At 74.3% G+C, this 25,003-nt stretch carries 19 protein-coding genes; 12 read left to right on the top strand and 7 right to left on the bottom strand.

Annotation, left to right across the window (positions count from 1 at the left end; genetic code table 11):
• The first annotated feature begins 125 nt into the window (after window positions 1-125).
• Window positions 126-2,702, top strand: coding sequence for an ATP-dependent Clp protease ATP-binding subunit (locus EBO36_RS13375; RefSeq protein WP_122825053.1), 2,577 nt, complete (start codon window positions 126-128; stop codon window positions 2,700-2,702).
• Window positions 2,703-2,885: 183 nt separating this feature from the next.
• Here the strand turns inward: EBO36_RS13375 and EBO36_RS13370 are convergent, their stop codons facing one another.
• Window positions 2,886-3,707 carry a tryptophan-rich sensory protein gene (locus EBO36_RS13370; RefSeq protein WP_122825052.1) on the bottom strand — a complete coding sequence of 274 codons (822 nt, stop codon included), beginning with the start codon at window positions 3,705-3,707 and terminating at the stop codon, window positions 2,886-2,888.
• A gap of 89 nt (window positions 3,708-3,796) precedes the next feature.
• Entirely contained in the window at window positions 3,797-4,531 is a 735-nt protein-coding gene (locus tag EBO36_RS13365) for a glutamine amidotransferase (RefSeq protein ID WP_122825051.1), read from the bottom strand.
• 96 nt (window positions 4,532-4,627) lie between these two features.
• Here EBO36_RS13365 and EBO36_RS13360 point away from each other — a divergent pair, with 96 nt between their 5' ends.
• The gene (locus tag EBO36_RS13360; RefSeq protein ID WP_122825050.1) at window positions 4,628-4,798 is read left to right on the top strand and encodes a CsbD family protein; all 171 of its coding nucleotides are present in this window, start codon (window positions 4,628-4,630) and stop codon (window positions 4,796-4,798) included.
• A gap of 78 nt (window positions 4,799-4,876) precedes the next feature.
• On the opposite strand, the gene EBO36_RS16050 is transcribed toward EBO36_RS13360, so the two are convergent.
• Entirely contained in the window at window positions 4,877-5,404 is a 528-nt protein-coding gene (locus EBO36_RS16050; protein ID WP_164471475.1) for a DivIVA domain-containing protein, read from the bottom strand.
• A gap of 226 nt (window positions 5,405-5,630) precedes the next feature.
• On the opposite strand from EBO36_RS16050, the gene EBO36_RS13350 reads away from it, so the two are divergent.
• The 6 genes from EBO36_RS13350 (at window position 5,631) to EBO36_RS13325 (ending at window position 10,582) form a co-directional block, all read left to right on the top strand.
• Window positions 5,631-6,143: an RNA polymerase sigma factor gene (locus tag EBO36_RS13350; protein ID WP_122825048.1), complete on the top strand. Its 513-nt coding sequence runs from the start codon at window positions 5,631-5,633 to the stop codon at window positions 6,141-6,143.
• Between the two features lie 97 nt (window positions 6,144-6,240).
• Window positions 6,241-7,662: a hypothetical protein gene (locus tag EBO36_RS13345; RefSeq protein WP_122825047.1), complete on the top strand. Its 1,422-nt coding sequence runs from the start codon at window positions 6,241-6,243 to the stop codon at window positions 7,660-7,662.
• Window positions 7,663-7,825: 163 nt separating this feature from the next.
• Window positions 7,826-8,524 (top strand): hypothetical protein, encoded by a 699-nt coding sequence (locus tag EBO36_RS13340; RefSeq protein WP_122825046.1) that lies wholly within the window; start codon window positions 7,826-7,828, stop codon window positions 8,522-8,524.
• Entirely contained in the window at window positions 8,524-8,829 is a 306-nt protein-coding gene (locus tag EBO36_RS13335; RefSeq protein ID WP_122825045.1) for a transcriptional regulator, read from the top strand. Before EBO36_RS13340 ends, EBO36_RS13335 begins: the two co-directional genes overlap by 1 nt.
• On the top strand, window positions 8,826-9,803 hold the full coding sequence (locus EBO36_RS13330; RefSeq protein WP_122825044.1) for an ABC transporter ATP-binding protein: 978 nt from the start codon (window positions 8,826-8,828) through the stop codon (window positions 9,801-9,803). The genes EBO36_RS13335 and EBO36_RS13330 overlap by 4 nt, the downstream gene beginning before the upstream one ends.
• Complete coding sequence (locus tag EBO36_RS13325; protein ID WP_122825043.1) at window positions 9,800-10,582, top strand: ABC transporter permease; 783 nt, start codon at window positions 9,800-9,802, stop codon at window positions 10,580-10,582. The genes EBO36_RS13330 and EBO36_RS13325 overlap by 4 nt, the downstream gene beginning before the upstream one ends.
• A gap of 10 nt (window positions 10,583-10,592) precedes the next feature.
• On the opposite strand, the gene EBO36_RS13320 is transcribed toward EBO36_RS13325, so the two are convergent.
• A complete protein-coding gene (locus EBO36_RS13320) occupies window positions 10,593-12,179 on the bottom strand; it encodes an MDR family MFS transporter (protein WP_122825042.1) in 1,587 nt (528 codons plus the stop codon).
• Window positions 12,180-12,362: 183 nt separating this feature from the next.
• On the opposite strand from EBO36_RS13320, the gene ppdK reads away from it, so the two are divergent.
• The 3 genes from ppdK (at window position 12,363) to EBO36_RS13305 (ending at window position 19,404) form a co-directional block, all read left to right on the top strand.
• Complete coding sequence (gene ppdK, locus EBO36_RS13315) at window positions 12,363-15,056, top strand: pyruvate, phosphate dikinase (protein ID WP_122825041.1); 2,694 nt, start codon at window positions 12,363-12,365, stop codon at window positions 15,054-15,056.
• 126 nt (window positions 15,057-15,182) lie between these two features.
• Window positions 15,183-18,251, top strand: coding sequence for an FAD-binding and (Fe-S)-binding domain-containing protein (locus EBO36_RS13310; RefSeq protein ID WP_244925294.1), 3,069 nt, complete (start codon window positions 15,183-15,185; stop codon window positions 18,249-18,251).
• 106 nt (window positions 18,252-18,357) lie between these two features.
• On the top strand, window positions 18,358-19,404 hold the full coding sequence (locus EBO36_RS13305) for a restriction system modified-DNA reader domain-containing protein (protein WP_122825040.1): 1,047 nt from the start codon (window positions 18,358-18,360) through the stop codon (window positions 19,402-19,404).
• Here the strand turns inward: EBO36_RS13305 and EBO36_RS13300 are convergent.
• The 3 genes from EBO36_RS13300 to EBO36_RS13290 all read right to left on the bottom strand — a co-directional run bounded on the left by EBO36_RS13300 (window position 19,364) and on the right by EBO36_RS13290 (window position 23,108).
• The gene (locus tag EBO36_RS13300) at window positions 19,364-20,494 is read right to left on the bottom strand and encodes an alpha/beta hydrolase (protein WP_244925293.1); all 1,131 of its coding nucleotides are present in this window, start codon (window positions 20,492-20,494) and stop codon (window positions 19,364-19,366) included. The two genes, EBO36_RS13305 and EBO36_RS13300, sit on opposite strands and share 41 nt — an antisense overlap.
• A gap of 71 nt (window positions 20,495-20,565) precedes the next feature.
• On the bottom strand, window positions 20,566-21,774 hold the full coding sequence (metX, locus tag EBO36_RS13295) for a homoserine O-acetyltransferase MetX (protein WP_241237121.1): 1,209 nt from the start codon (window positions 21,772-21,774) through the stop codon (window positions 20,566-20,568).
• On the bottom strand, window positions 21,771-23,108 hold the full coding sequence (locus tag EBO36_RS13290) for a bifunctional o-acetylhomoserine/o-acetylserine sulfhydrylase (RefSeq protein WP_122825039.1): 1,338 nt from the start codon (window positions 23,106-23,108) through the stop codon (window positions 21,771-21,773). Before EBO36_RS13290 ends, metX begins: the two co-directional genes overlap by 4 nt.
• 395 nt (window positions 23,109-23,503) lie before the next feature.
• Here EBO36_RS13290 and EBO36_RS13285 point away from each other — a divergent pair, with 395 nt between their 5' ends.
• On the top strand, window positions 23,504-24,985 hold the full coding sequence (locus EBO36_RS13285) for a C40 family peptidase (RefSeq protein ID WP_122825038.1): 1,482 nt from the start codon (window positions 23,504-23,506) through the stop codon (window positions 24,983-24,985).
• Window positions 24,986-25,003: the final 18 nt, after the last annotated feature.

Below are 25,003 nucleotides of genomic sequence, written 5' to 3'. Positions count from 1 at the left end.
GCGCCCGCGCGGGCGGGGTCACGCCCCTGGCGAACACAGGACGTCTGGCGGGCCGTACGCCGTTAGCATCGATGAACGCTGCCAGGCCGGGAGACCCCGGCCGCGCCGCCTGCTGAGGAGCCCACATGTTCGAGAGATTCACAGACCGTGCCCGACGCGTGGTCGTCCTCGCCCAGGAAGAGGCGAGGATGCTCAACCACAACTACATCGGGACCGAGCACATCCTGCTCGGCCTGATCCACGAGGGCGAGGGCGTGGCCGCCAAGGCCCTGGAGTCCCTCGGCATCTCCCTGGAAGCTGTCCGCCAGCAGGTCACCGAGATCATCGGTGAGGGTCAGCAGGCCCCGAGCGGGCACATCCCCTTCACCCCCCGCGCCAAGAAGGTGCTCGAGCTGTCCCTGCGCGAGGCGCTCCAGCTCGGCCACAACTACATCGGGACCGAGCACATCCTGCTCGGCCTCATCCGCGAGGGTGAGGGAGTCGCCGCCCAGGTGCTCGGCAAGCTGGGCGCCGACCTCAACCGCGTGCGCCAGCAGGTCATCCAGCTCCTCTCCGGCTACCAGGGCAAGGAGCCCGTCGCGGCCGGCGGCCCGGCGGAGGGCCAGCCCTCGGGCTCGGCCGTGCTCGACCAGTTCGGGCGCAACCTCACCCAGGCTGCGCGCGAGGGCAAGCTCGACCCGGTCATCGGGCGCGAGCAGGAGATCGAGCGCGTGATGCAGGTGCTCTCCCGCCGCACGAAGAACAACCCCGTCCTCATCGGCGAGCCCGGCGTCGGCAAGACCGCCGTCGTCGAGGGGCTGGCGCAGAACATCGTCCGCGGGGACGTCCCCGAGACGCTGCGCGACAAGCAGCTCTACACCCTCGACCTCGGCTCGCTGGTTGCCGGCTCCCGCTACCGCGGTGACTTCGAGGAGCGCCTGAAGAAGGTCCTCAAGGAGATCCGCACCCGCGGCGACATCATCCTGTTCATCGACGAGATCCACACGCTCGTCGGGGCGGGTGCCGCCGAGGGCGCCATCGACGCGGCCAGCATCCTCAAGCCCATGCTGGCCCGCGGCGAGCTCCAGACCATCGGCGCCACCACGCTCGAGGAGTACCGCAAGCACATCGAGAAGGACGCTGCGCTCGAGCGCCGCTTCCAGCCGATCCAGGTGAACGAGCCCTCGTTGGCGCACACCATCGAGATCCTCAAGGGGCTGCGCGACCGGTACGAGGCCCACCACCGGGTCTCCATCAACGACGCCGCCCTCGTCGCCGCGGCCACCCTCGCCGACCGCTACGTCAACGACCGGTTCCTCCCGGACAAGGCGATCGACCTCATCGACGAGGCGGGCGCGCGCCTGCGCATCCGTCGCATGACGGCGCCGCCGGAGCTGCGCGAGCTCGACGAGCGCATCGCCGAGGTCCGCCGCGACAAGGAGTCGGCGATCGACGACCAGGACTTCGAGCGCGCCGCGCGCCTGCGCGACGACGAGAAGCGCCTGGCCACCCGTCGCACCGACCGCGAGAAGGCCTGGAAGGCGGGCGACCTCGACACCGTCTCCGAGGTGGACGAGGACCTCATCGCCGAGGTGCTGGCGATGTCGACCGGCATCCCGGTCTTCAAGCTCACCGAGGAGGAGTCCTCCAAGCTCCTCCACATGGAGGACGAGCTGCACAAGCGCATCGTCGGTCAGGAGATCGCCATCAAGGCGCTCTCCCAGGCGATCCGCCGCACCCGCGCGGGCCTCAAGGACCCCAAGCGTCCCGGTGGCTCCTTCATCTTCGCCGGCCCCACCGGCGTCGGGAAGACCGAGCTGGCCAAGGCGCTCGCCGAGTTCCTCTTCGGGGACGAGGACGCGCTCATCCAGCTCGACATGAGCGAGTTCTCCGAGAAGCACACGGTCTCGCGGCTCTTCGGCTCGCCCCCCGGGTACGTCGGCTACGAGGAGGGCGGCCAGCTCACCGAGAAGGTGCGCCGTCGTCCGTTCTCCGTCGTGCTGTTCGACGAGGTGGAGAAGGCCCACGCGGACATCTTCAACTCGCTCCTGCAGATCCTCGAGGACGGCCGTCTCACCGACGCCCAGGGCCGCACGGTGGACTTCAAGAACACCGTCATCATCATGACGACGAACCTCGGCACGCGGGACATCGCCAAGGGCGTCATGACCGGCTTCCAGGCGGGTGGCGACCTGTCCACGAGCTACGAGCGGATGAAGACCAAGGTCAACGAGGAGCTCAAGCAGCACTTCCGGCCCGAGTTCCTCAACCGCGTGGACGACGTCATCGTCTTCCCGCAGCTCTCGCAGGACGAGATCGTCCAGATCGTCGACCTCATGATCGCGCGGCTCGACACCCGCATGCGCGACCAGGGGATGGCGATCCGGCTCACCGACGCGGCCAAGTCCCTGCTCGCCGAGCGCGGGTACGACCCGGTCCTCGGCGCCCGGCCGCTGCGCCGCGCGATCCAGCGCGAGATCGAGGACCAGCTCTCGGAGAAGATCCTCTACGGCGAGATCCGGCCCGGCCAGACGGTCGAGGTCGACGCCAAGGGTGAGGGTCTGCTCGGGGAGTTCACCTTCCACGGCGTCGACGAGGGCGACATCCTCGCGCCCGAGCCGGTCGCGGTCGGCGGCTCGACCACGGTCGAGCAGCGGCAGATGCCGACCGCGCCGTCGGGTGGCGGCGGCGGGGGTGGCGGCCAGCTGCAGCCCGAGGGCTGAGCGAGGTAGGAACGACGGGAGGGCCCGGCAGCCGAGCGGCTGCCGGGCCCTCCCGCGTCCGGGCGCGGTGCGCCGGGCCGAGTTCGATAGTTCGGGCTCGAGTTCGCTAATTCTGACTAGCGAAGTCGGCTTGGATTAGCGAACTCGGCTTCGATTGAGCGAGCTCGGCACGGGGTCGGCGGCTCAGCGGCGGGCGTCGCGGCGCCGCAGCCGTGCGACCACCGCGACGACGGCGATGACGGCCGCGGCGGCGATGGCGGCGATCCCGACCGGCGTCGACGGCGGTTCGCCGGTGAGCCGCCCGACGGCGATCCAGCTCAGCCCCCATACCTGGGCGGCGGCGATGGCGAGCCGGCCCCGACTCCACCACGCGAGCGCCGCGCCGACAACGGCGACCGCGGCGATCACGGCGACGCCGGTGGGGTCCGACGGCAGGTCCACGCCGGCGCTCGCAAGCACGGCCGCCGTGTTGGCCGCCGTCGCCACGCTCACCCAGCCGAGGTAGAGCCCGATGGTCCCGTCGACGACGACGGCGTCGACGAGGTTCCGCGGACGGCTGCGCGTCAGCCGGACGACGATGAGGCAGAGCACCGCGAGCAGCGCGACGATGACGACCACGGTGAGGCCGAGGAGGTCGCCCTGGACCGCGAGCACCCAGGCGGCGTTGAGGATCATCGACAGGGCGATCCACCAGCCCGTGGCCCGCTGCCGCGGGTCGGTGCGCTGGCCGGGGAGGACCTGCCAGACCGCGTACGCGGCCAGCCCGGTGTAGATGACCGACCAGATGGAGAACGCCGGGCTCGCCGGCGCGAGCGGGGTGGCGTCGGCCGAGAGCACGCCGCCGGCGGCGTCGGCGATGGGGGTGCCGATGAAGGCGCCGGAACCGAGGAACGCCCCGCCGATGGCGAGCACGGCGCTGACGAGGACGCCGACCTGGCGGACGACGTCGGCCCGGGTCGCGGGCGCGGCGGAGCGGGCGGCGGGGGACGGCGTGCGAGTGGCCATGCCGCGATGGTGACAGTGCTCAGCACGCTGAGCATCTCGGGAGCGCGAGGTGGAGACGGAAGTCGAGCCGACCGGTCAGTCCGGACCGGTCAGTCCCGGGCGAACCGTTCGACGAACGCGGGCAGGATCCGGTGGGAGTGGCTGACGTCCACGCCGGCGACCCGCGCGAGCACGGCCTCGACCTGGTCCGCGGGGAAGTAGCCCGAGTGCTGGTACGTCCGGATCCGGGTGACGATCGCCGCCTCGTCCATCTCGGGATGGAACTGGGTGACGTACTGGCGCTCGCCGAGGCGGAACATCTGGACGGGGCACGGCGCCGAGGTCGCGAGGGCGACGGCTCCGGCGGGCAGCACGGTGCACGCCTCCTTGTGCCCGACGTACGCGGTGAACGTCTCGGGCAGGCCCGCGAGGAGCGGGTCGGCCCGTCCGGCGTCGGTGAGCTCGATCGTCGTCGCCCCGGTCTCCTCGGCGTAGGTGCCGTCCACGACCCCGCCCGCGTGGCGGCCGAGGCACCCGACCCCGTAGCAGAGACCGAGGAAGGGCACGTCGCCGGCGAGGACGTCCGCGAGGAGGCCGGTGAGCTCCGCCTCGACCCGCAGCTGCATGTCGCTCTTGTGCGCCGGCGGCAGCGACGCGGTGAAGGGGCTGCCACCGAGGATGACGCCGGAGAAGTCCTCGAGCGCCAGGGGGGTGAACGCACCGCTCTCCATCCGTACCCGCACGAGGTCGTCCTCGCCCAGGCCCGCGAGGCGCAGGATCGAGGCGTACTCCTCGTCGGCGGCGGCGTCCTCGCTCCGCGAGGCGAGCAGCACGTACGGTCTCACCGGCGACGTCCTCCCCAGGTGCGGTGCGTGATGGGCGCCCCTACTGTAATGATCGATAGCCCGTCAGGGGCACGTCGACGACCGAAGGAGATCGACATGGGTCTGGGAGACAAGATCAGCAACGCCGCCCAGGAGGCGAAGGGCAAGGCCAAGGCAACCGCCGGAGAGGCCACCGAGAACCGGGACCTCCAGGCCGAGGGCCACAAGGACAAGGCCGGAGCCAACCTCAAGCAGGCGGGCGAGAACGTCAAGGACGCCTTCAAGTAGAGGCGCCACCACATCGAGCGAAGGCCCCGCGGGTGCGAACCAGCGGGGCCTTTCGCTGTCCGGGACCGGACGTCCCGGTCAGAGCAGGACGGCGAGGATCCCGACGACGGCGAGGACCGCGACGGCCACGAGGGCGTGGGTGAGGGCCGAGGGGCGGGTGCTCTCGATGAGACCGGGCGTGGTGGTCGTGGTGCTCGTCGGGCCCGTCGCGCCTGGGGCAGCGGCCGTGCTCGGGGCTCCGGCGACGGTGATCGGGGCCGCGCCCGGGACGGCCTGGCCCGGGGCCGGCGGCGGGTACTGCCCGGCGGCCGCCGTCGCGGGACCGGCGGCGGCGATCTCGCGGAAGCCGCGGACCAGCGACGCGAGGAAGTCGTCCACCTCGTCCTGGTCGTACCCCTCGCGGAACTTGGTGGGCTGGAAGCGGGCGTTCTCGCAGAGGGCGGCGGCGGCGGCAGCGGCGTCCGCGGGCATGCCGCCCTCGTGCGCCTTGAGGAGCTGGACGACCTCGTCGAGGAGCGAGTCGACGTCGCCCTGGTCGTACCCCTCGCGGAAGCTCGTGGGCCGGAAGCGAGCGTGCAGGACGCCCTCGACGGTGGGCTCGGACATGGCGGATCCTTCGTCTGTGCGGGGGGTGGGCTCGGCGGTCGGCCGGGCCATGGAAGGAGTGTGCCGTCCCGTGACGCCGTTCGGCGACAGGAGTGGCTGGACTGTGGAGGGCGGTGGCCGCTGCTCATCGTGCGGATCGAGGCACAACCACGGCCGCGCCCTTGGCGCCGGTACGTGCTCGCCGCGTCCGGGGTGCAAGATCGGTGGTGCCGGACACACAGGCACGATGCGGAGGACGGTCTCCGCCCGGGGCAGAGGAGACGGCGTGCGCGACGAGGCATGGTTCGACGACCTCTACGGGGCTCATGCCACGGCCGTGTACCGGTACTTCGTCCGGCGTGGCCCGGCCGACGACGCCGAGGACCTCGCCGCCGACGTGCTCGCGACGGCGTGGCGACGGCGCGACGACGTCCCCGAGGGCGCCGAGCTGCCCTGGCTGTACCGGACCGCCGGGTTCGTCCTGGCCAACCACCGGCGCAAGCACCGGGCGGTCCCGGTCGAGGACCTGCCGGAGGTGGCGGACCACGCCGACCCGTCCCTCGCCGCCGTCGCGGACGACGAGCTCCGCCGGGCCCTCGCCACCCTGAGCGACCGCGACCGTCACATCCTCGTCCTGCACGCCTGGGAGGGGCTCGGCGGGGACGACCTCGCGGCCGTCCTCGGGATCTCCCGTGGCGGCGCCGACGCCGCGCTCTCCCGGGCGCGCTCGCGGCTGGCCTCCGCCTGGGCCGCGGTCTAGGCGGGACCACTCGCTCCCGCACCGCAAGAACGGGCTGCCCCGGCACACACAGGGGGTAGACGCGCGCCGTGCCGGCGCGCCGACCAAGGAGGTCGTCATGGCTGGCAGGAACCCCGAGGAGGACGCCGTCGCCCGGTTGCGAGCGGCCGACCCCGGCGCGGGCGCCCAGCCCGACGCGGACCGCCTGGCCCGCCGCACGGCCGCGCTCCGCCACGGTGACGCCGACGGACCCGGCGCGGTGCCTGAGGGCGTCGACGAGCTGGCACCGCGGCGCCGTCGCCGCCAGCCGTGGGCCGCGGTGGCCGCGGTCGCCGCCAGCGCGCTCGTCGTCGGGGGAGTGGGCTTCGGCCTGGGACGCACGACGACGCCCGCGATCGAGGCGGACGGCACGACGTCCGAGGGGATGAGGGGCGGCGCGGCCGAAGTCCCCGCCATCGCCGCGCAGGAGGACGGGGGCGCCCGGACGGAGGCGCTGTCCGGGACGGCCGACATCGCCATCGCTCCCGGGTACGGCGGTCGCACGGTGTTCACCGCACGGGGGCTCCCCGACGCCCCGGGGAGCGCACCGGCGTGGGCGTTCGACGCCACGCAGGGGTTCGACGCCGAGACGGTGGCCCGCGTCGCCGGGGTGCTGGGTCTGGAGGGGGAGCCGGTCTCGGAGGACGGCATGTGGCGCGTCGGGCCTGTCGACGGCAGCGCGGCCAGCGTCACGCTCAGCGCCGACGGCACGCTGACCGTCGGCTTCTCCGACCCCGCGGGCTACCCGCCCGTCGAGGCGGACGCCGCCACCTCGGCGGCCGCCGAGCCGCAGGCCCGCTCGGAGGCCGGGGATGCGGGCGAGGCGGAGCCGGCGGCCCCCGACCACTCGTCGACGGTCACGCCCGCCGGTCCTGGCATCGCCCCGGTGCCGGAATCGATGCCCGTGGAGCCGGTCGACCCCGGGCCGGTGGACCCGGCCGCGGCGGAGGATGCCGTCGGCACCCTGCGTGCGGTCCTCACCGAGCTGGGCCTCGACGACGGCGCGGTCGAGTACGAGACCCAGGAGAGCTGGGCAGGCCCGGCCGTGGTCTCCGTCGTGGCGCGCCAGGTGCTCGGCGGGTCGCGCACGGGCCTCACCTGGAACGCCGACGTCACCGACGGCGGGACCGTGCTCGGCTTCTACGGCCCGGCCGCGCCCACCGTCGCCCTGGGGGAGTACGACGTCGTCAGCCCCGCGCAGGCCGTCGAGCGGCTCACCGACCCCCGGTTCGGCGCCGCGAGCTCGGGGATCGGGATCATGGCGGAGCCGGCGCCGATGCCGGGCTGGACCTGGGGCGATCCCCCCGAGGCCCCGCCCGCTCCGGGGGCGGTGGTCCCGTGGCGGGTCACCACGGTGACGATCACCGGCGCCGAGCTCGGCGTCGTCCACCACACCACCGAAGGCGGCGCGAGCCTTCTCCTGCCGGCGTACACCCTCACGAGCGACGACGGCGGCCAGTGGACCGTCCTCGCGCTCGCCGACCACGAGCTCGCGTTCTGAGCCGATAGACCAGCGTCGTCCCGACCGGGTGGAGGGCCCGGCCGGGACGACGCTTCCTCGCGCGCGGCCGCCACCTCGGCGGGAGGCCCCTTGCCCGGCCGCGACCGTTGTGCCATGCTTCACGAACTAGTTTGTATCGCAAACCACTTCGTGAGGACTCCCCATGGCACGCTTCCCCGACCCACAGGACGAACCCGGCGACGGCCCGCCCGAGGCGTCGCTGGACGCCGCCGAGAGCCTGCGCATCATCGCCGCGCAGCGCACCGTCGTCGCCCGCGACACCACCCCCGACGGGCGGCTGATCTTCGGCGTCTGGGGGGTGGCCTGGCTGCTCGGCTACCTCGCCATGTACCTCTCCTCGGACGAGAGCCACGCACCGGCGCCCTGGGCGGGGGCGGCCTTCGCCGCTCTCCTCGCCTCGGCCATCGTCGTCACGGCGGTCCACACGTCGCGCCGCAGCGCGGGGCTGCGCGGTGAGAGCTCGCGGGTGGGGGCCATGTACGGCACCGCGTGGGTCGTGTGCTTCGTCGTCGGCTTCGCCCTGATCGGCCGGATCGCGAGCTGGGCGGTGGACGTCGAGGGCGGTGGCGCGATCATCACCATCGCCTCCAACGGCATCTCCTGCCTCATCGTCGCCGCGCTGTACATGGCCGGCGGTGCCGTCTGGGACGACCGCCGGATGTTCCTCCTCGGCCTGTGGATCGGCGTCGTCGTCACCGCCGCCACGGTGGTCGGGACGCCCTACCTCTACCTCGTCATGGCCCTCGCCGGCGGGGGCGGCTTCCTCGTGGCCGCCGTCGTCGAGCACGTCCGTGCCGTCCGGGACGGCACGCCCGGCCGCGCGCGGACCAGGGAGGCGTGATGGCGGACGGCGACCTCGACCCGGTCATCCACGCGCAGGCCCGCCTGCGGATCATGGCGACCCTCGCTGGCCTGCCCGCGGGCGACGAGATCTCCTTTCCCCGCCTCCGCTCGATCCTCGACTTCTCCGCCGGCAACCTCTCCACGCACCTGCGCAAGCTCGAGGAGGCGGAGTACGTCACCCAGACGAAGACCTTCGTCGGGCGCACCCCCGCCACCTACGTCGCCCTCACCCCCCGCGGGCGGCGCGCCTTCGAGACCTACACCGAGTCCCTGTCCGCCCTCCTGGGAGGTACCCCGACATGAGCCCGCCCCTGACCGCGCGTCGCGCGGCCCGCCCGCGCCCCGCCACCGCTCCCGCCGCGCCCGCCGGAGGAACCACCCCCACCGTCATCGAGGCCCGTGCCCTGCGGCGCACGTTCGGTGACGTCGTCGCGCTCGCCGGGGCGGACCTCACCGTCCGCGCCGGGGAGCTCGTCGGCCTCCTCGGGCCCAACGGCGCCGGCAAGTCCACCCTGCTCAACCTCGTCAGCGGGCTGCGCCGGCCGACGTCCGGCACCGTCCGGCTCTTCGGCGCCGACCCGCGGGGCCCGGGCAGCCGGCTCCGGCTCGGGACCACCCCGCAGGGCACCGGCCTCCCGCCGACGCTGCGGGTCGGGGAGGTCGTCGACTTCGTCGCCGGCCACTACCCCGACGCCGTCCCCACCGGCGAGCTGCTCGACCGGTTCGGGCTGAGCGCGCTCGCGCGCAAGCAGACCGGCGGCCTCTCGGGCGGGCAGCAGCGCCGGCTCGCCGTGGCGCTCGCGTTCGTCGGGCGGCCCCACCTCGTCCTCCTCGACGAGCCGACGACCGGCCTGGACGTCGGCGCGCGCCAGGAGCTGTGGTCGGCGATCCGCGAGTACCACGCCGACGGCGGGACGGTCCTGCTCACCAGCCACTACCTCGAGGAGGTGCAGGCCCTCGCCGAGCGGGTCGTCGTCATCGACGGCGGCCACGTGCTCGCCGACGACTCCCTCGACGCGGTCCTCGACCGGGTCGCGCTCCACCGGGTCGTCGTCACCACGCCCGACGACGCCGTCGACCACCTGCCCGGGATCGTCCGGGCGGAGCGGGTGGGGGAGCGCCGCGAGCTGTACACCGCGGACGCCGACGCCTTCGTGCGGGACCTCGTCCGCTCCGGCGTCGCCTTCCGCGACCTCGAGGTGCGCGGCGCGTCCCTGGAGGAGGCCTTCGAGCAGATGGTGGCCGCCGGGCCGCCCAGGACCGAGGAGAACCGATGAGCACCACCCTCACGCCCGCGCCCCGTCCGGGGTTCGCCCGCCTCACCCTGCTCCACGGCCGGTCGCAGTTCCTCGAGACCGTCCGCATCCCCGTCGCGGTCATCGGCAACATGGTCTTCCCGGCGTTGGCCCTGGTGTTCTTCGTCGTGCCCAACGCCGAGGTCGCCCAGGACCCGCTCGGGGCGACCACCGCCGTCGCCCAGCTCGCCCTCTTCTCCGTCATGTCGACCTGCCTGTTCACCTTCGGCTCGGGCGTGGCCGAGGACCGCGCGCTGCCGTTCGACCCGTACGTGCGGACCCTGCCCGCCGGCCCCGGTCCGCGGATCGCCGGGCGGCTGCTCAACGGGAGCGCGTTCGCACTCCTCGGCCTGGCGCCGGTGGTCGTCGTCGGGGCGCTCCTCACCGCGGCCCGGCCGGGCCTCGCCGACCTTGCCGCCGGCGTCGGCGTCCTCGTGCTCACCGCGGTGCCGTTCGCCCTCCTCGGCATGACGATCGGGTACGCGTGCAGCGCCAAGGCGGCGATCGCCGTCGTCCAGGTGACGCTCTTCCCGCTGGCGTTCGCCGGCGGGCTGTTCATGCCGCCGTTCCTCTTCCCGGGGTGGCTCGACAGCCTCTCCATGGCGCTGCCCAGCCGGGCGGCGCGCGACCTCGTGGTCCAGGCGACGACCGGTGAGGCGGGCTACGCGGGCGCCCTGCCCGTGCTGCTGGGGTGGACGGCGCTCTTCGCGCTCGCCTGCGTCGCCACGTACCGCCGGGACGAGGGGCGCCGGTTCCGCTGATCCGCGGCCCTCACCTCCCGACCGCCGCGCCGCGGGCCACGAGGCCGGCCTGGTCCGAGAGCCTGACCTCCTTCATGAGGAAGGCGATCGCGAAGCCGAGGACGCCGAGCGGCACCAGGTACCAGAACGCGGGGGCGAGGGCGTCGGTGTAGGCGTTGACGACGAGCTCGCGCAGCGCGGCGGGCAGCCGGTCGACGACGTCCGGCGTCAGGGCGTCCGCGCCGAAACCTTGCGGGATGTCGGCGGCGGGCGCCTCCCGCACCGCGGCGGCCAGGCGGGTGGTGAGGTTCGTCGTGAACACGGTGGAGAACACGCTGGTCCCGACCGCGGCGCCGATCTCGCGGAGGAAGTTGTTGGTGGACGTCGCGACACCGACCATCTCCGGGGGCACCGCGTTCTGCACCGCGATGACGATGGTCTGCATGACGAAGCCCAGGCCGAACCCGAGGACGAAGATCATGGCGCCGAAGGTGACCATCGAGAGGTCCGCGGTCAGCCGGGTGAGCAGGGCCAGCCCGATCGTCGCGATCCCCATGCCGAGGATCGGGAAGATCTTGTACCGGCCGGTGGAGGAGATGAGGATGCCGGAGCCGAGGGCGGTGATCATCAACCCGACCGTCATCGGCAGCATGAGGAGCCCGGCCTCGGTGGCGTCGTAGCCGCGGGCCATCTGCAGGAAGGTCGGCAGGAACGACAGCGCCGCGAACATCGTCATGCCGAGCACGAGGGCGATCGAGACCGACACGGAGAACGTGCGGCTCCGGAACAGGCGGAGCGGGATGAGCGGGTCGGCCACCCTCGTCTCGACGACGAGGAACGCCGCCAGCGCCGCGACCGTGAGCGCCAGCAGGCCGATGAGCACGGGGCTGCTCCAGTCGTACCGCCCGTCGCTCGAGATCGAGCTCCAGCTGGTGAGGAGCACGATCCCCGCGGTGGTGACGGCCATGAGGGCCGCGCCGGCGAGGTCGAAGCGGGTGCTCGGCCGGCGGGACGGCAGCCGGAGCCGGAAGTACGCGACGGCGAACGCTACGAGGCCGATCGGCACGTTGAGCCAGAAGCACCACCGCCAGCCGGGGCCGTCGGTGAACCAGCCGCCGAGCAGGGGCCCCGCGACGGTGGCGACGCCGAAGACCGCGCCCATGGGACCCATGTACTTGCCACGGTCCCGGGCCGAGACGATGTCGGCGATGATCGCCTGGCTGAGGATCACCAGGCCGCCGGCCCCTAGCCCCTGGAGCGAGCGCCACACCACGAGGTCGACGAACGACGTCGCGAGCGCGGACCCGGCCGAGCCGGCCACGAAGATCGCGATGGCGACGAGGAAGGGGCGCCGCCGTCCGCGCAGGTCGCCCAGCTTGCCGTAGATCGGCATGACGACCGCGATCGCGAGGAGGTAGGCGGTGATGATCCAGCCCTCGTGCTGGGCCGCCCGGAGGTCGCCGACGATGGTCGGCAGAGCCGTGCTCACCACCGACTGGTCGAGGGCGGACAGGAACATCGCCGCCAGCAGGGCGCTGAAGATCACGTAGATCGTCCCCTGGGAGAGCACGAGCTCCGGCTCGTCCGTGGGGGCTGAGGAGTTCGCGGTGCGGCTCATCGCCGGTCCTCACTCGTCGGGGTACCACCTCACGCCGAGTGTGAGCCCCGCCCGACGAGGGCGCAAAAGGTGCCCGGGCCCCGCGGGTGGGTGCCGCCCACGCCCATCCCCTGCCCTCCGGCGCCGCCCTCGCTACGCTGAGGACGGACTCAAGGGTGAGCCGGCGAAACGCGGGAGGCCACGATGCCGAAGTACGTGTACCGCTTCAGCGAGGGCGACAAGGACCAGAAGGACCTGCTCGGCGGGAAGGGCGCCAACCTTGCCGAGATGACGCGGCTCGGCCTGCCGGTGCCACCGGGCTTCACCATCACCACCGAGGCGTGCCGCGCGTACATGGCCACCGGCCAGGTGCCGGCGGACCTGCGCGTGGAGGTGACGCTGGCGCTGCGGGAGATCGAGGACACCTTCGGCCGCCGGCTCGGCGACTTCTACGAGCCGCTCCTCGTCTCCGTCCGTTCGGGCGCCAAGTTCTCCATGCCCGGGATGATGGAGACGGTCCTCAACGTGGGCCTCAACGACGCCTCCGTGCAGGGCCTGGCCCAGTTCTCGGGGGACGAGCGGTTCGCCTGGGACTCCTACCGCCGCCTCATCCAGATGTTCGGCAAGACGGTGCTCGACGTCGACGGCGACCTCTTCGCCGCCGCGCTCGACGACCTCAAGGCCGAGCGCGGGGTGCGGGATGACGTCGAGCTCGGGGCCGAGGACCTGCGCGGCCTCGTCGAGACCTTCAAGCAGATCGTCCGCGCCGAGGCCGGCCGGGACTTCCCGCAGCACCCCCGTGAGCAGCTCGACCTCGCCATCGAGGCCGTGTTCGGGTCCTGGAACACCGAGCGCGCGGCGCTGTACCGCCGCCGGGAGCGGATCCCCAACGACCTGGGCACCGCGGTCAACATCGTGACGATGGTCTTCGGCAACCTGGGGGAGACCTCGGGCACCGGGGTGTGCTTCACCCGCGACCCCTCCACCGGGCACTCCGGCGTCTACGGGGACTACCTCACCAACGCCCAGGGCGAGGACGTCGTCGCCGGCATCCGCAACACCGTCCCCCTCGCGGACCTCGAGCAGATCGACCCCGACTCCTACGCCGAGCTGCGCCAGGCGATGCGCCGCCTGGAGACCCACTACCGCGACCTGTGCGACATCGAGTTCACCATCGAGCGCGGGAAGCTGTGGCTCCTGCAGACGCGGGTGGGCAAGCGCACCGCCGCGGCCGCCTTCCGGGTCGCCACCCAGCTCGTCGACGAGCACCTCATCACCATGGACGAGGCGATCTCGCGGGTGACCGGCGAGCAGCTGACCAAGCTCCTCTTCCCCCAGTTCGACGCCGCGGCCGACAAGACCCTGCTCACCCGGGCGATGGCGGCCTCGCCCGGCGCCGCCGTCGGGGAGATCGTCTTCGACAACGCCCAGGCGATCGAGCGCACGGACGCCGGCGCGGACGTCGTCCTCGTCCGGCGCGAGACCAGCCCCGACGACCTCGCCGGGATGATGGTCGCCGCGGGGATCCTCACCTCCCGCGGCGGCAAGACCTCCCACGCCGCCGTGGTCGCCCGGGGCATGGGCACGTGCGCCGTCGTCGGGGCCGAGGCGCTCGACGTCGACGTCGCCAAGCAGGAGGTGCGGGTGGGCGAGCGCACCCTCGTCGCCGGCGACGTCATCGCCCTCGACGGGACGAACGGGGAGGTCTACCTCGGGGACGTCCCCGTCGTCGACTCCCCGGTGATGACCTACATCGCCGACGGGCTCGACGCCGGCCTCGCCGCCTGCCCGGACGAGGCGACCGCCGAGCTGGTCCAGGCGGTCCACCGCATCCTCACCCACGCCGACGGCGTCCGACGCCTCGGCGTGCGGGCCAACGCGGACACCGCCGACGACGCCCGCCGCGCCCGCTCGCGCGGCGCCGAGGGCATCGGCCTGTGCCGCACCGAGCACATGTTCCTCGGCGAGCGCCGGGAGCTCATCGAGCGGGTCGTCCTCGCCGAGGGGGACACCGAGCGGGACGCCGCGCTCGACGCCCTCCTCCCGCTCCAGCGGGGGGACTTCATCGACATCCTCGAGCAGATGGACGGGCTCCCGACGACGATCCGCCTCATCGACCCGCCGCTGCACGAGTTCCTCCCCGACCTCACCGACCTCGCGGTGCGCGTGGCCCTGGCCCGGGAGCGCGGCGAGGTGGACGAGCGCGAGGTGGCGCTGCTCGCCGCGGTGCGCCGCATGCACGAGGCGAACCCCATGCTCGGCCTGCGCGGGGTGCGCCTCGGGCTCAAGGTCCCGGGGCTGTTCGCCCTGCAGATCCGGGCGATCGCCGAGGCGACGCTCGAGCGCCGCCGGGCCGGCGGCGACCCGCGCCCGGAGATCATGGTGCCCCTCGTGGGATCCGTCCGGGAGCTGCAGATCGTCCGCGAGGAGGCCACCGGGATCCTCGCCGAGGTGGGCGCCGGAGGCCTGCCCGTCGGCTGCATGATCGAGCTGCCGCGCGCCGCGCTCACCGCGCACCGCATCGCCGAGGAGGCGGACTTCTTCTCCTTCGGCACCAACGACCTCACCCAGACGACGTGGGGCTTCTCCCGGGACGACGTCGAGGGCGCGTTCTTCACCGACTACCTCGCCAACGGCGTCCTCACGATCTCCCCGTTCGAGACGATCGACGCCGACGGCGTGGGCGCCCTGGTCCGGGCCGGGGTCGCGGGCGGCCGGGCGACCAAGCCGACGCTGCACATGGGGGTGTGCGGTGAGCACGGCGGCGACCCCGAGTCGATCCACTTCTTCCACGTCGCCGGGCTCGACTACGTCTCGTGCTCGCCCTTCCGGGTGCCGGTCGCGCGGCTGGAGGCGGGACGGGCCGCCGTCATGGCGGGGGAGGACGCCACCCGCTGACCCGCGGCCCGGGCTGCGCGTGAGGTGGCCGCCCGGGGCGCGCGCCTGGGGCCGCCGAGGGGTGCGTCGGGGGCCGCCGGCCGGACGTCATCGGCGGCGGCGCGGCGGCGGTGGCAGCATGGTGGGGTGAGCCTCACCCAGCCCCGCCGAGCCGAGCACACCGACGCCGCCGAGCTCGTCGCCGCCCTGCGCCGGGCGGTGGACGGGGAGGTCTCCGACGACGCGCGCCGTCGCGGGGAGTACTCCACGGACGCGTCGAACTACCGGGTGGTGCCCGACGTCGTCGTCGTGCCCCGCGACGTCGACGACGCCCGCGCGGCCCTGGACGTGGCCCGCAGCCTCGGCGCGCCGGTGACCTCCCGCGGCGGCGGGACGTCGGTGGCCGGCAACTCGATCGGCCCCGGTGTGGTCCTCGACTTCTCCCGCCACGTCAACCGGATCCTCGAGCTCGACCCCGAGTCGGCGACGGCCCGGGTGGAGCCCGGCGTCATCATGTCCGACCTGCAGCGCGCCGCCGCGCCGCACGGCCTGCGCTTCGGGCCGGACCCGTCCACCCAGAACCGCGCCACCTTCGGCGGGATGATCGGCAACAACGCCTGCGGCCCGCACGCGGTGGCGTACGGGCGCACCGCCGACAACGTCCTCGCCCTCGACGTCGTCGACGGGCGGGGCCGGTCCTTCACTGCCCGCGCGGGGGAGGGGGCGCTCGACGTCGTCCCGGGGCTGGGCGACCTCGTCCGGTCCAACCTCGCCCTCATCCGCACGGAGCTCGGCCGCTTCGGCCGGCAGGTCTCCGGCTACAGCCTCGAGCACCTGCTGCCCGAGCACGGCGCGGACCTCGCCAAGGCGCTGGTCGGCACCGAGGGGACCCTCACGACCACGCTCGGGGCCACCGTCCGGCTCGTCCCGGTGCCCAGCGCGCCGGTGCTCGTGGCACTGGGCTACCCCGACATGGCCAGCGCCGCCGACGCCGTGCCCGCGCTGCTCGCGCACGAGCCCCTGGCCATCGAGGGGATCGACGCGCGCCTGGTCGACGTCGTCCGCCGCCACCACGGCCCCGCGTCGGTGCCCGAGCTCCCGCCGGGCGCCGGCTGGCTGCTCGTCGAGGTCGGCGGCCTCGACGCCGACGACGCCCTGGCCCGGGCCCGGGCGCTGGCCCGGGACGCCGGCACCGACGCCGCGCGGGTGGTCCCCGCCGGGGCGCAGGCGAGCGCCCTGTGGCGGATCCGGGCCGACGGCGCGGGCCTGGGCGGGCGGACCCCGTCGGGCGCGCAGGCCTGGCCCGGCTGGGAGGACGCCGCCGTCCCGCCGGAGCGGCTCGGCGCCTACCTGCGCGACTTCGAGGCGCTCATGGCCTCCTTCGGCGTCGACGGGCTGCTGTACGGGCACTTCGGCGACGGGTGCATCCACGTGCGCCTCGACCTGCCCCTGGAGACGCCCGCGGGTATCGGGCCCAGCCGGCAGTTCCTCACCGAGTCGGCGCGGCTCGTGGCGTCCTACGGCGGCTCCCTCTCCGGTGAGCACGGCGACGGCCGGGCGCGCAGCGAGCTGCTCGGGGAGATGTACCCGCCGCAGGTCCTCGACCTCTTCGGCCAGGTCAAGGCGCTCTTCGACCCGGACGACCTGCTCAACCCCGGCGTCCTCGTGCGCCCCCGGCCCCTCGACGCCGACCTGCGCCGCCCGGCCGCCCGGCCGCTGCTCGCCATCTCCAGCGGGTTCTCCTTCGCCGAGGACGGCGGGGACCTCACCCGCGCGGTCCACCGGTGCGTCGGGGTGGGCAAGTGCCGCGCCGACACGTCGAGCTCCGGTGGGTTCATGTGCCCGTCCTACCGGGCCACGGCCGACGAGAAGGACGTCACCCGGGGACGCGCGCGCGTGCTGCAGGAGCTCGCCAACGGCTCCCTCGTCCACGACTTCCGCTCCCCGGAGGTGCACGCCTCCCTCGACCTGTGCCTGGCGTGCAAGGCCTGCTCGAGCGACTGCCCCGCGGGCGTGGACATGGCCCGGTACAAGTCCGAGGTGCTCCACCGGGCCTACCGGCACCGGGTGCGCCCGGTGACGCACTACGTCCTCGGCTGGCTGCCCCGGTGGAGCGGCCTGGTGACGTCCGTGCCCGCGCTCGCGCGCCTGGTCAACGCTGTGCTCCGGGTGCGGCCGGTCGCCGCTGTGGTGCTGCGGGCCGGCGGGATGGACCCGCGCCGGCAGATGGTCCGCTTCGCCGAGCAGCGGTTCTCGGCGTGGGCCCGCACGCGCCCGGACGACGTCGTCCGCTCGGTCCCGACCGCCCCCGCATCACCCCCCTCTTCTGGTGATCATGCAGAAACGCCGGGCACGTGCGCCTGCGCGCCTGACACCTCGACGCCCTCCCCGAGCGGTCACACCGAAGCGCCGGAGGGGGAGAACCCGCCCCGTCCCGCGCCGCTGCTCGAGCACCGGGGCGACGAGCAGCGCGACGGGGCGGAGGGCGACGGCCCGCGCTACGTCGTGCTCTGGGCCGACTCGTTCTCCGAGACGCTCGACGGCGACGGTGCGCGCGCGATGGTGGGGGTCCTGAACGAGGCGGGGTACACCGTCGTCGTCCCCGACGAGCAGGCCTGCTGCGGGCTCACCTGGATCACCACGGGCCAGCTCGACGGCGCCCGCCGGCGGCTGGAGAAGACGATGTCGGTCCTCGCCCCGTACGCCGCGAACGGCATCCCCGTCGTCGGGGTGGAGCCGTCGTGCACCGCGGTGCTGCGCTCGGACCTCCCCGACCTGTTCCCCGACGACCCCCGCGCCGCGATGCTCGCGGCCGGGACGTACACCCTCGCCGAGCTCCTCACGGCGCCCGAGCCGGTCGGCCCCGGCGAGCGGTGGCAGCCGCCGTCGCTCGAGGGGGTCGAGGTCGTCGCGCAGCCGCACTGCCACCACCGCTCCGTCATGGGGTGGGAGGCCGACGCCGCCATCCTCGCGACGGCGGGCGCGCGCGTGCGGCAGCTGAGCGACTGCTGCGGCCTGGCCGGGAACTTCGGCATGGAGAAGGGTCACTACGACGTGTCGGTGCAGGTGGCGGAGCAGTCCCTGCTCCCGGCGCTGCGCGAGGCCGACCCGGACACGGTCTACCTCGCCGACGGGTTCTCGTGCCGCACGCAGGCCGAGCAGCTCGCCGGACGGCACGGCGTCCACCTCGCCCAGCTGCTGGCCGGTGACCGCTGAGCGCGCCGCCGCGTTTTGGTGACATGTGACTCAGAACGGGCACCCCGTCGTGCGATGATGGCGCGAGCCCCCGCCCCCGCGTGAAGGTAGCCAGGTCGACGTCGCCATGCCCCTGTTCGAGTTCGACGAGGGTCGCCTCGTCCCGGCCCAGTTCGGGCGTCCGGTGCACGAGCCCGTCGAGCCAGAGGTTCTCCAGTCCGTCCGCGAGCAGGTCCTCGAGGTCGTCCAGCGCCCCCTGTTCCCCGTGAGCTGGCACGACGAGGACGCCAGCCCCCGCCTCACCGCGATGGACGCCACCGGCCAGGTCGTCACGGTGGAGGTCGTGGAACGGCTCGACGCCGGCGCCCTCGTCGCCGCGCTGAGCCGCGCGGGCCGGGCCGGTGACCGGAGGTGGGTCGCCCTGGCCGAGTCCTACCCCCGCGGGGTCGACGCCTTTCGCCTGGACTGGACCGCGTTCCGCGAGACCATGCCGCCGCGCCCGACCCCGGGGCCGCGCCTCATCGTCGTCGCCGGTGCGGTCGACGACGACGTCCGCCCGGCCCTGGAGACCCTCACCGCCTCGGGGGTGGTCGTCCACGAGCTCTCGGTGCGGCAGATGTCCAACGGGCGGCGTTTCCTCGACGTCACGCAGCTGGGTGAGCCCTTCGTCGGGTACCCGCAGGTCCTGCCGGGGCGCGCGGCGCGTCGCCCCGAGCTCTCCGTCCCCTACGCCGCGCAGGAGTGGGACGAGCCCGGGCTCACCGACGATGCCGTGCTGGCGCCGCGGGCGCTCACGGACGAGCCCGCCCTCGTGGCGCCCGCCGCCTCGAACGGCATGCCGGCCCCGGCGCTCTCGGCCATCGCGGCCGCGCTCGACGGGCCCACCGAGCTCGTGTGGGCGCGCGGGCCGGGCCGTAGGCACACGGCGACGCTCCTGCCCGACGGCACCCTCACGGTCGGCGGACGGACGTTCCTCGCTCCCGACGAGGCTGCCGCCGCCGTCGCCGGGAGCACCGGCGAGGGGCCGGTGGACGGCTGGCAGGCCTGGCGCTTCGGCGAGGGCGGCCCCAGCCTGGGCGAGGCGCGCGACGAGCTGGCGGCACGCCCGGCGCCGGCCGAGCCTGCGGGCGGGCTCAGGCGTCGCGCGCGACGTAGGCGCGCGTCCACCGCCTGAGCTCGCGGTAGACCTGCGCCCGCGCGGGCGCCGCGGAGAGCGTGACGTCGTGGATGGCGTCGGCGATGCGCACCACCGTGACGACGGGCCCCAGCTGCAGCGCCCGCCGCCCCATCCGGTCGACGTCGAGGACGACGTCCGCCTTGCGCATCGCGGGTGCCCAGCGGGTGCCGACCACCGTCTTGTCCGAGGACAGGACGAGGACCGGGGCCATGATGCTCAGTCCGTCGGCCACCTGCGCGTGGCCGGCCATGACGGCGGAGAGCCACCCGGCGCGCACCGGCGCGGACGGCGAGGTCCGCCACGCGGGCTCCAGCCCCCAGCCGGTGACGAAGGGGTCGGTCGGGTCGGCGTCGGTGTCGTCGTCGTCCTCGGCCATCCCCACCAGCGCGCGGGAGTAGAACCCCGGGTCGACGACGGGCAGGGCCGCCTTGGGCTGGTAGCGGGCGACGCGGTCGACGACGGGCTGGGAGACGGTGCGCATGAGCGAGGAGCCCTGGAGCTCGAGCCACGGCGCGTTGAGGACGAGCGCCCGCAGGGCGCCGGGGTGCCGGTGCGCCCACAGGGCCGCCGTGAGCCCGCCCGTGGAGTGGCCCATGAGGACGAGGTCCTGCTCCGGCCCGTGCTCCGCGCGGATGACGGCGAGCGCGGCGTGGATGTCCTCGTCGTAGGTGGACAGGTGCTCGACGTACCCGTGGCTCTGGTGGGCGCGCAGGCTGCGGCCGTACTTGCGCAGGTCGAGGGCGTAGAACGCACCCCCCAGGCCCGACCACGCGCGCGCCAGCTCGCGCTGGTTGAAGTAGTCGTTCCAGCCGTGGAGGTAGAGCACGGTGAAGGCCGGCGCCGGCGTGGGGCCGGCCTCGGGGTCCTCGCCGGGGACGTGCCGCACGATCGTCGCGACCACCTCGCCCTCCTCGTCGGGCAGGAGCGGGAGGGTCTGCGCCTCGAAGCCGTCCCCGAGGAGGTCGCGGCCCCAGTGACCGGCGGGCGGCGGTGGGGGCAGGGCGATGTCCGGCTCCGCCGGGGCGGCGAGGTCGGGGAGGTTCGCGGGGTCGTCGGAGGTCGCGTCGGCGCGGTGGCGGATCGGCACCGGCTCATCGTGGCGCGGCGACGGCGGCCGCGCACGTCTGCCCGCCGCGGGGGGCCGCCCCGGCCGGTGCCTCAGCGGTCCAGGCGTCGCGCGACGTGCGCGAGGAAGCCCGCGACGTGGCGGGAAACCTGCTCGTGCTCGACGAGGAACCCGTCGTGGCCGTGGCGGGAGCGGACGTAGCGCACCGGCCCGGCGTTCGGGGCGCCGGCGGCGATGCGCTCGGACTGCTCGGGCAGGAAGAGGCGGTCGGTGTCGACGGCGATGACGAGGACGTCCGCGGTGATCTGGCTCAGCGCCGCCTCGACGCCCCCGCGGTCCCGGCCGAGGTCGTGGGTGAGCATGGTCTGGGTGAGGACGAGGTAGCTGTTGGCGTCGAACCGCGTCGCGAGCTTGGCGCCGTGGTGGTCGAGGTAGGACTGCACGGCGAAGCGCCCGCCCAGCATGGGGTCCTCGGCGTGCTGGGGGAGACGCCCGAACCGGGTCTCGAGCTCGTCGGCGCTGCGGTACGTCGTGTGCGCGATCTGCCTCGCGAGTGCGAGGCCGGTGTGCGGGCCCTGGCCGGGGGCGGCCCCGTAGTAGTCGCCGCCCCGGAACGCGGGGTCCAGCCGGATGGCCGCGAGCTGCGGGTGCGCCCAGGCGATCTGGTCTGCCGAGGTCTGCGCCGCGGACGCGATCACGGTGAGCGAGTGGACCCGCTCCGCGGCCGTCACGCCCCACTCGAGGACCCGGTGGCCGCCCATGGACGCGCCGATGACGTGCGCCCAGCGGTCGAGCCCGAGCTGGTCCATGAGCTCGATCTCGGCCGCGACCTGGTCGCGCACCGTGATCGTGGGGAACCGGCTGCCCCACGGGGTGCCGTCCGGGGCGGGGGAGGAGGGGCCCGTGGAGCCCTGGCACCCGCCGAGGACGTTCGGGGCGACGACGAACCAGCGGTCGGTGTCGATGGCGAGACCCGGACCGACGATGCTCGACCACCACCCGGGGGTGAGGTGCCCGGCGCCGGGGGCGCCGGTGACGTGTGCGTCGCCGGTGAGGGCGTGCAGGACGAGGACCGCGTTGTCGCGGGCCGGGCTGAGGGTGCCCCACGTCTCGTACGCCAGGCGCACGTGCGGCAGGCGCCCGCCCGCCTCGAGGTGGAGGGCGCCGAGGTCGGCGAAGCGGCGGCCGCCGGGCGGCATGCCCTCGCGCCAGGCCCCGGTGGCCGGGAGGTCGGCCGGGCGCACGCGCGAGCGGACGCGGCGGTGGGCCGCCGCGTCCGCCGCACAGTCGCCGTCGCTCACGCGGGGCCGTCCCCGCTCACGGCCGTGACGGCGGAGGACACGGCGTCCGCGGCCCGCAGGCCCTTGTCGAGGTCGGCGAGGATGTCGTCGATGTGCTCGATGCCGACGGCGAGGCGCACGAGCCCGGGGCTCACTCCGGCGGCGACGAGCTCGTCCTCGGTGAGCTGGGAGTGCGTCGTCGAGGCGGGGTGGATGACGAGGGAGCGGACGTCCCCGATGTTGGCGACGTTGGAGTGCAGCTCGAGGGCGTCGACGAAGGCGATGCCCGCCTCGTACCCCCCGGCGAGCTCGAAGGCGAGGACCGCGCCGGCGCCCTTGGGGGCGTACCGGCGGGCCCGGTCGTACCAGGGCGAGGACGGCAGGCCGGCGTAGGCGACCCGGGTCACCTGCTCCTGCTCCTCGAGGAACCGCGCGACCCGCTCGGCGTTGGCGACGTGGCGCTCGATGCGCAGGGAGAGCGTCTCCAGGCCCTGGGCGATGAGGAAGGCGTTGAACGGCGAGACCGCGGGGCCGAGGTCGCGCAGGAGCTGGACGCGGGCCTTGAGGATGAACGCCGGGGCACCGAGGTCCTTGTACACCAGGCCGTTGTAGCTGGGGTCGGGGGTGTTGTAGTTGGGGAACCGCGCCGGGTCCGCCGACCAGTCGAACGTCCCGCCGTCGACGATGGCGCCGGCGACCGACGTGCCGTGGCCGCCGAGGTACTTCGTCGCGGAGTGGACGACGATGTCCGCGCCGTGCTCGAGCGGGCGGATGAGGTACGGCGTCGCGATGGTGTTGTCGACGACGAGCGGCACGCCCACCTCGTGGGCGACGGCGGCGACGGCGGCGATGTCGAGGACGTCCTGCTTCGGGTTGGAGATGGTCTCGCCGAAGAAGAGCTTGGTGTTGTCCTGGACGGCGTCGCGCCAGGACTGCGGGTCGTCGGGGTCGGTGACGAACGTCGTCGTGATCCCGTACTTGGCGAGGGTGTGGTGGAGGAGGTTGTACGTGCCGCCGTAGAGGCTGGGGCTGGCGACGACGTGGTCGCCGGCCTCGGCGATGTTGAGGATCGTCAGCGTCTCCGCCGCCTGCCCGGAGGCGAGGAGGAGCCCGCCGATGCCGCCCTCGAGGGCGGCGATGCGGTTCTCGACCGTCTCCTGCGTGGGGTTGGTGATCCGGGTGTAGATCGGCCCGCTCTCCGCGAGGGAGAAGCGCCCGGCCGCCTGGGCGGCGTCGGCGAAGACGTAGGAGGTGGTCTGGTAGATCGGCAGGGCGCGGGCGCCGGTCTCGGCGTCCGGCGTCTGGCCGGCGTGGATCTGCTGGGTCTCGAAGGCCCAGGCGTTCGACTCGCTCATGGCTGCTCCAGTTCGATGGAGCGGGACGGCGGGCCGCACGCGCCTCGCCCGTCCCGCAGGGGGATGGGGTGCTGCGCACAGCTGGTGCTGCTGCCGGTCACGGCGGCCGTGGCTCCGATCGGGAGCAGGGCGGGCCGGACCCCGGGAGCGGGGTGTGCGCGGGTCAGCGGCACATTCGGCAGGTCATGTCGGGGAGCGTACGGACGCGCCGGTTCGCCGAGAAGCCCCGTCTCACGGGCCGGGACGTGGTGCTGGTGGGACTGATGTGACGAATGTGAATAGTGGTGCAGGTGTTCTCTTTTCGCGCGGAGAGCGCTACGGTGCTTCAGGTGCCGGGCGGGCGCGTCAAGCACGACACGCCGTCGGCACGGCTAGTTCGGTCTGTGGACGGAGACATGGTGGTTCATCCCCGTCGTCGCGGCGCTGCGGCGCTCGTCGTCATGCTGGGGCTCGGTGCGGTCGGTTCTGCCGCGTCCGCCGAGCCCACCCCCCCGAGCCAGGACGCCATCGCGTCGTCGCGCCAGGCCGAGGGCGAGACCCGCGAGCGGATCGCCGCCCTCGAGATCGGTCTCGCGGAGCTCAGCTCCCAGGTCGACGACGCGGGCATCCGCGCGGCGCAGGCCAACGAGGCGTTCCTCGAGGCGGCCGCCGCCCTCGAGGTGGCCGAGGCCGAGGCGGCGTCCGCCCGGGAGCAGGCCGACGATGCGCTCGCCGACGTGGAGGTCCAGCGTGCCGAGCTGGGCCGCGTCGCCACGGCCGCCTACCGTTCCGGACCCGGCTCGCTGGGTCCGGTGGAGCCGCTCATCTCCGCCGACGGGTTCGAGGACGCCATGGCCCGGGCGACGATGATCGACCGGCTCGGCACGCGCACCGACAACACCCTCCAGCAGTTCCGCGCCAGCGAGCAGGTCGCCTCGACCCTCGAGCGGCGCGCCGGCGAGGCGGTGGACGAGCAGGAGGCGGCGACCGAGGAGGTGGCCGAGACCCGGCGTGGCGCCGAGGAGGCCGCCGAGAGCGCCCAGACCCAGCTCGCCCTCTCCGTCGACCGCCGCGAGAGCCTGCTCGCCGAGCTGGCGACGCAGCGCAGCACGACGCTCGAGCTCGAGCGCGAGCGCCAGGACGCCCTCGACGCCGAGCGGCGCGAGCGCGACGACCGCATCGCCCGCGAGGCCGCCATCGCCGCCGCGCGCGCCCAGGAGGCGGCCGTGGACACCGCCCGGCCCGCGTCGGCAGCGCCGTCCCGGTCCGCGCCGTCCCGGCCTGCGCCGTCGCAGCCCGCTCCGTCGGAGCCGTCCGCGCCGTCGCCGTCCGCGCCGTCGCAGCCCGCGCCGTCCGAGCCTGCGAGCCGGCCGGTCGTGCCCGCCCCGGCACCTGCTCCCGCTCCGGCGCCCGCCCCGGCTCCCGCTCCCGCCCCGGCCCCGGCCCCGGCACCGGCCCCGGCCCCGGCGCCGGCACCGGCTCCCGCTCCCGCTCCCGCTCCGGCTCCTGCCCCGGCGCCCGCGCCGGCCCCGAAGAGCGCCGCCCAGGAGGCGCTCGCCTGGGCCCGGACCCAGCTGGGCAAGCCCTACATCTGGGGAGCGGCCGGACCCAACGGCTACGACTGCTCCGGCCTCACGCAGACCGCCTTCGCCCGCGCCGGCGTGAGCCTGCCGCGCACGACGAAGCAGCAGTACGCCGCCACCTCGCGCGTGCCCGTGGACCAGCTCCAGCCGGGCGACCTCATCTTCTACTCGAACAACGGCGCACCCTCGGGCATCTACCACGTGGCCATCTACGCCGGGAACGGCATGCGCCTCCACGCACCCGCGCCGGGCAAGACGGTCGAGTACGTGCCCATGTACTGGGCCAACGTCCTGCCGTCGGGCGGGCGCGTCTAGGACCGGCGCCCGCCCCCG

Source organism: Georgenia faecalis, assembly GCF_003710105.1.
Taxonomy (GTDB): Bacteria; Actinomycetota; Actinomycetes; order Actinomycetales; family Actinomycetaceae; genus Georgenia_A; species Georgenia_A faecalis.
This window is presented reverse-complemented; position numbering and strand designations above follow the sequence as displayed.

What these genes read in the sequence shown, in the direction of transcription:
- EBO36_RS13340 (WP_122825046.1), top strand. Translation starts at nt 7,826, where the DNA reads ATGGCACGCTTCCCCGACCCACAGGACGAACCCGGCGACGGCCCGCCC.
- EBO36_RS13305 (WP_122825040.1), top strand. Translation starts at nt 18,358, where the DNA reads ATGCCCCTGTTCGAGTTCGACGAGGGTCGCCTCGTCCCGGCCCAGTTC.
- EBO36_RS13290 (WP_122825039.1), bottom strand. Translation starts at nt 23,108, where the DNA reads ATGAGCGAGTCGAACGCCTGGGCCTTCGAGACCCAGCAGATCCACGCC.
- EBO36_RS13350 (WP_122825048.1), top strand. Translation starts at nt 5,631, where the DNA reads ATGCGGAGGACGGTCTCCGCCCGGGGCAGAGGAGACGGCGTGCGCGAC.
- EBO36_RS13330 (WP_122825044.1), top strand. Translation starts at nt 8,826, where the DNA reads ATGAGCCCGCCCCTGACCGCGCGTCGCGCGGCCCGCCCGCGCCCCGCC.
- EBO36_RS13345 (WP_122825047.1), top strand. Translation starts at nt 6,241, where the DNA reads ATGGCTGGCAGGAACCCCGAGGAGGACGCCGTCGCCCGGTTGCGAGCG.
- EBO36_RS13360 (WP_122825050.1), top strand. Translation starts at nt 4,628, where the DNA reads ATGGGTCTGGGAGACAAGATCAGCAACGCCGCCCAGGAGGCGAAGGGC.
- EBO36_RS13320 (WP_122825042.1), bottom strand. Translation starts at nt 12,179, where the DNA reads ATGAGCCGCACCGCGAACTCCTCAGCCCCCACGGACGAGCCGGAGCTC.
- ppdK (WP_122825041.1), top strand. Translation starts at nt 12,363, where the DNA reads ATGCCGAAGTACGTGTACCGCTTCAGCGAGGGCGACAAGGACCAGAAG.
- EBO36_RS13335 (WP_122825045.1), top strand. Translation starts at nt 8,524, where the DNA reads ATGGCGGACGGCGACCTCGACCCGGTCATCCACGCGCAGGCCCGCCTG.
- EBO36_RS13285 (WP_122825038.1), top strand. Translation starts at nt 23,504, where the DNA reads ATGGTGGTTCATCCCCGTCGTCGCGGCGCTGCGGCGCTCGTCGTCATG.
- EBO36_RS13370 (WP_122825052.1), bottom strand. Translation starts at nt 3,707, where the DNA reads ATGGCCACTCGCACGCCGTCCCCCGCCGCCCGCTCCGCCGCGCCCGCG.
- EBO36_RS13375 (WP_122825053.1), top strand. Translation starts at nt 126, where the DNA reads ATGTTCGAGAGATTCACAGACCGTGCCCGACGCGTGGTCGTCCTCGCC.
- EBO36_RS16050 (WP_164471475.1), bottom strand. Translation starts at nt 5,404, where the DNA reads ATGTCCGAGCCCACCGTCGAGGGCGTCCTGCACGCTCGCTTCCGGCCC.
- EBO36_RS13325 (WP_122825043.1), top strand. Translation starts at nt 9,800, where the DNA reads ATGAGCACCACCCTCACGCCCGCGCCCCGTCCGGGGTTCGCCCGCCTC.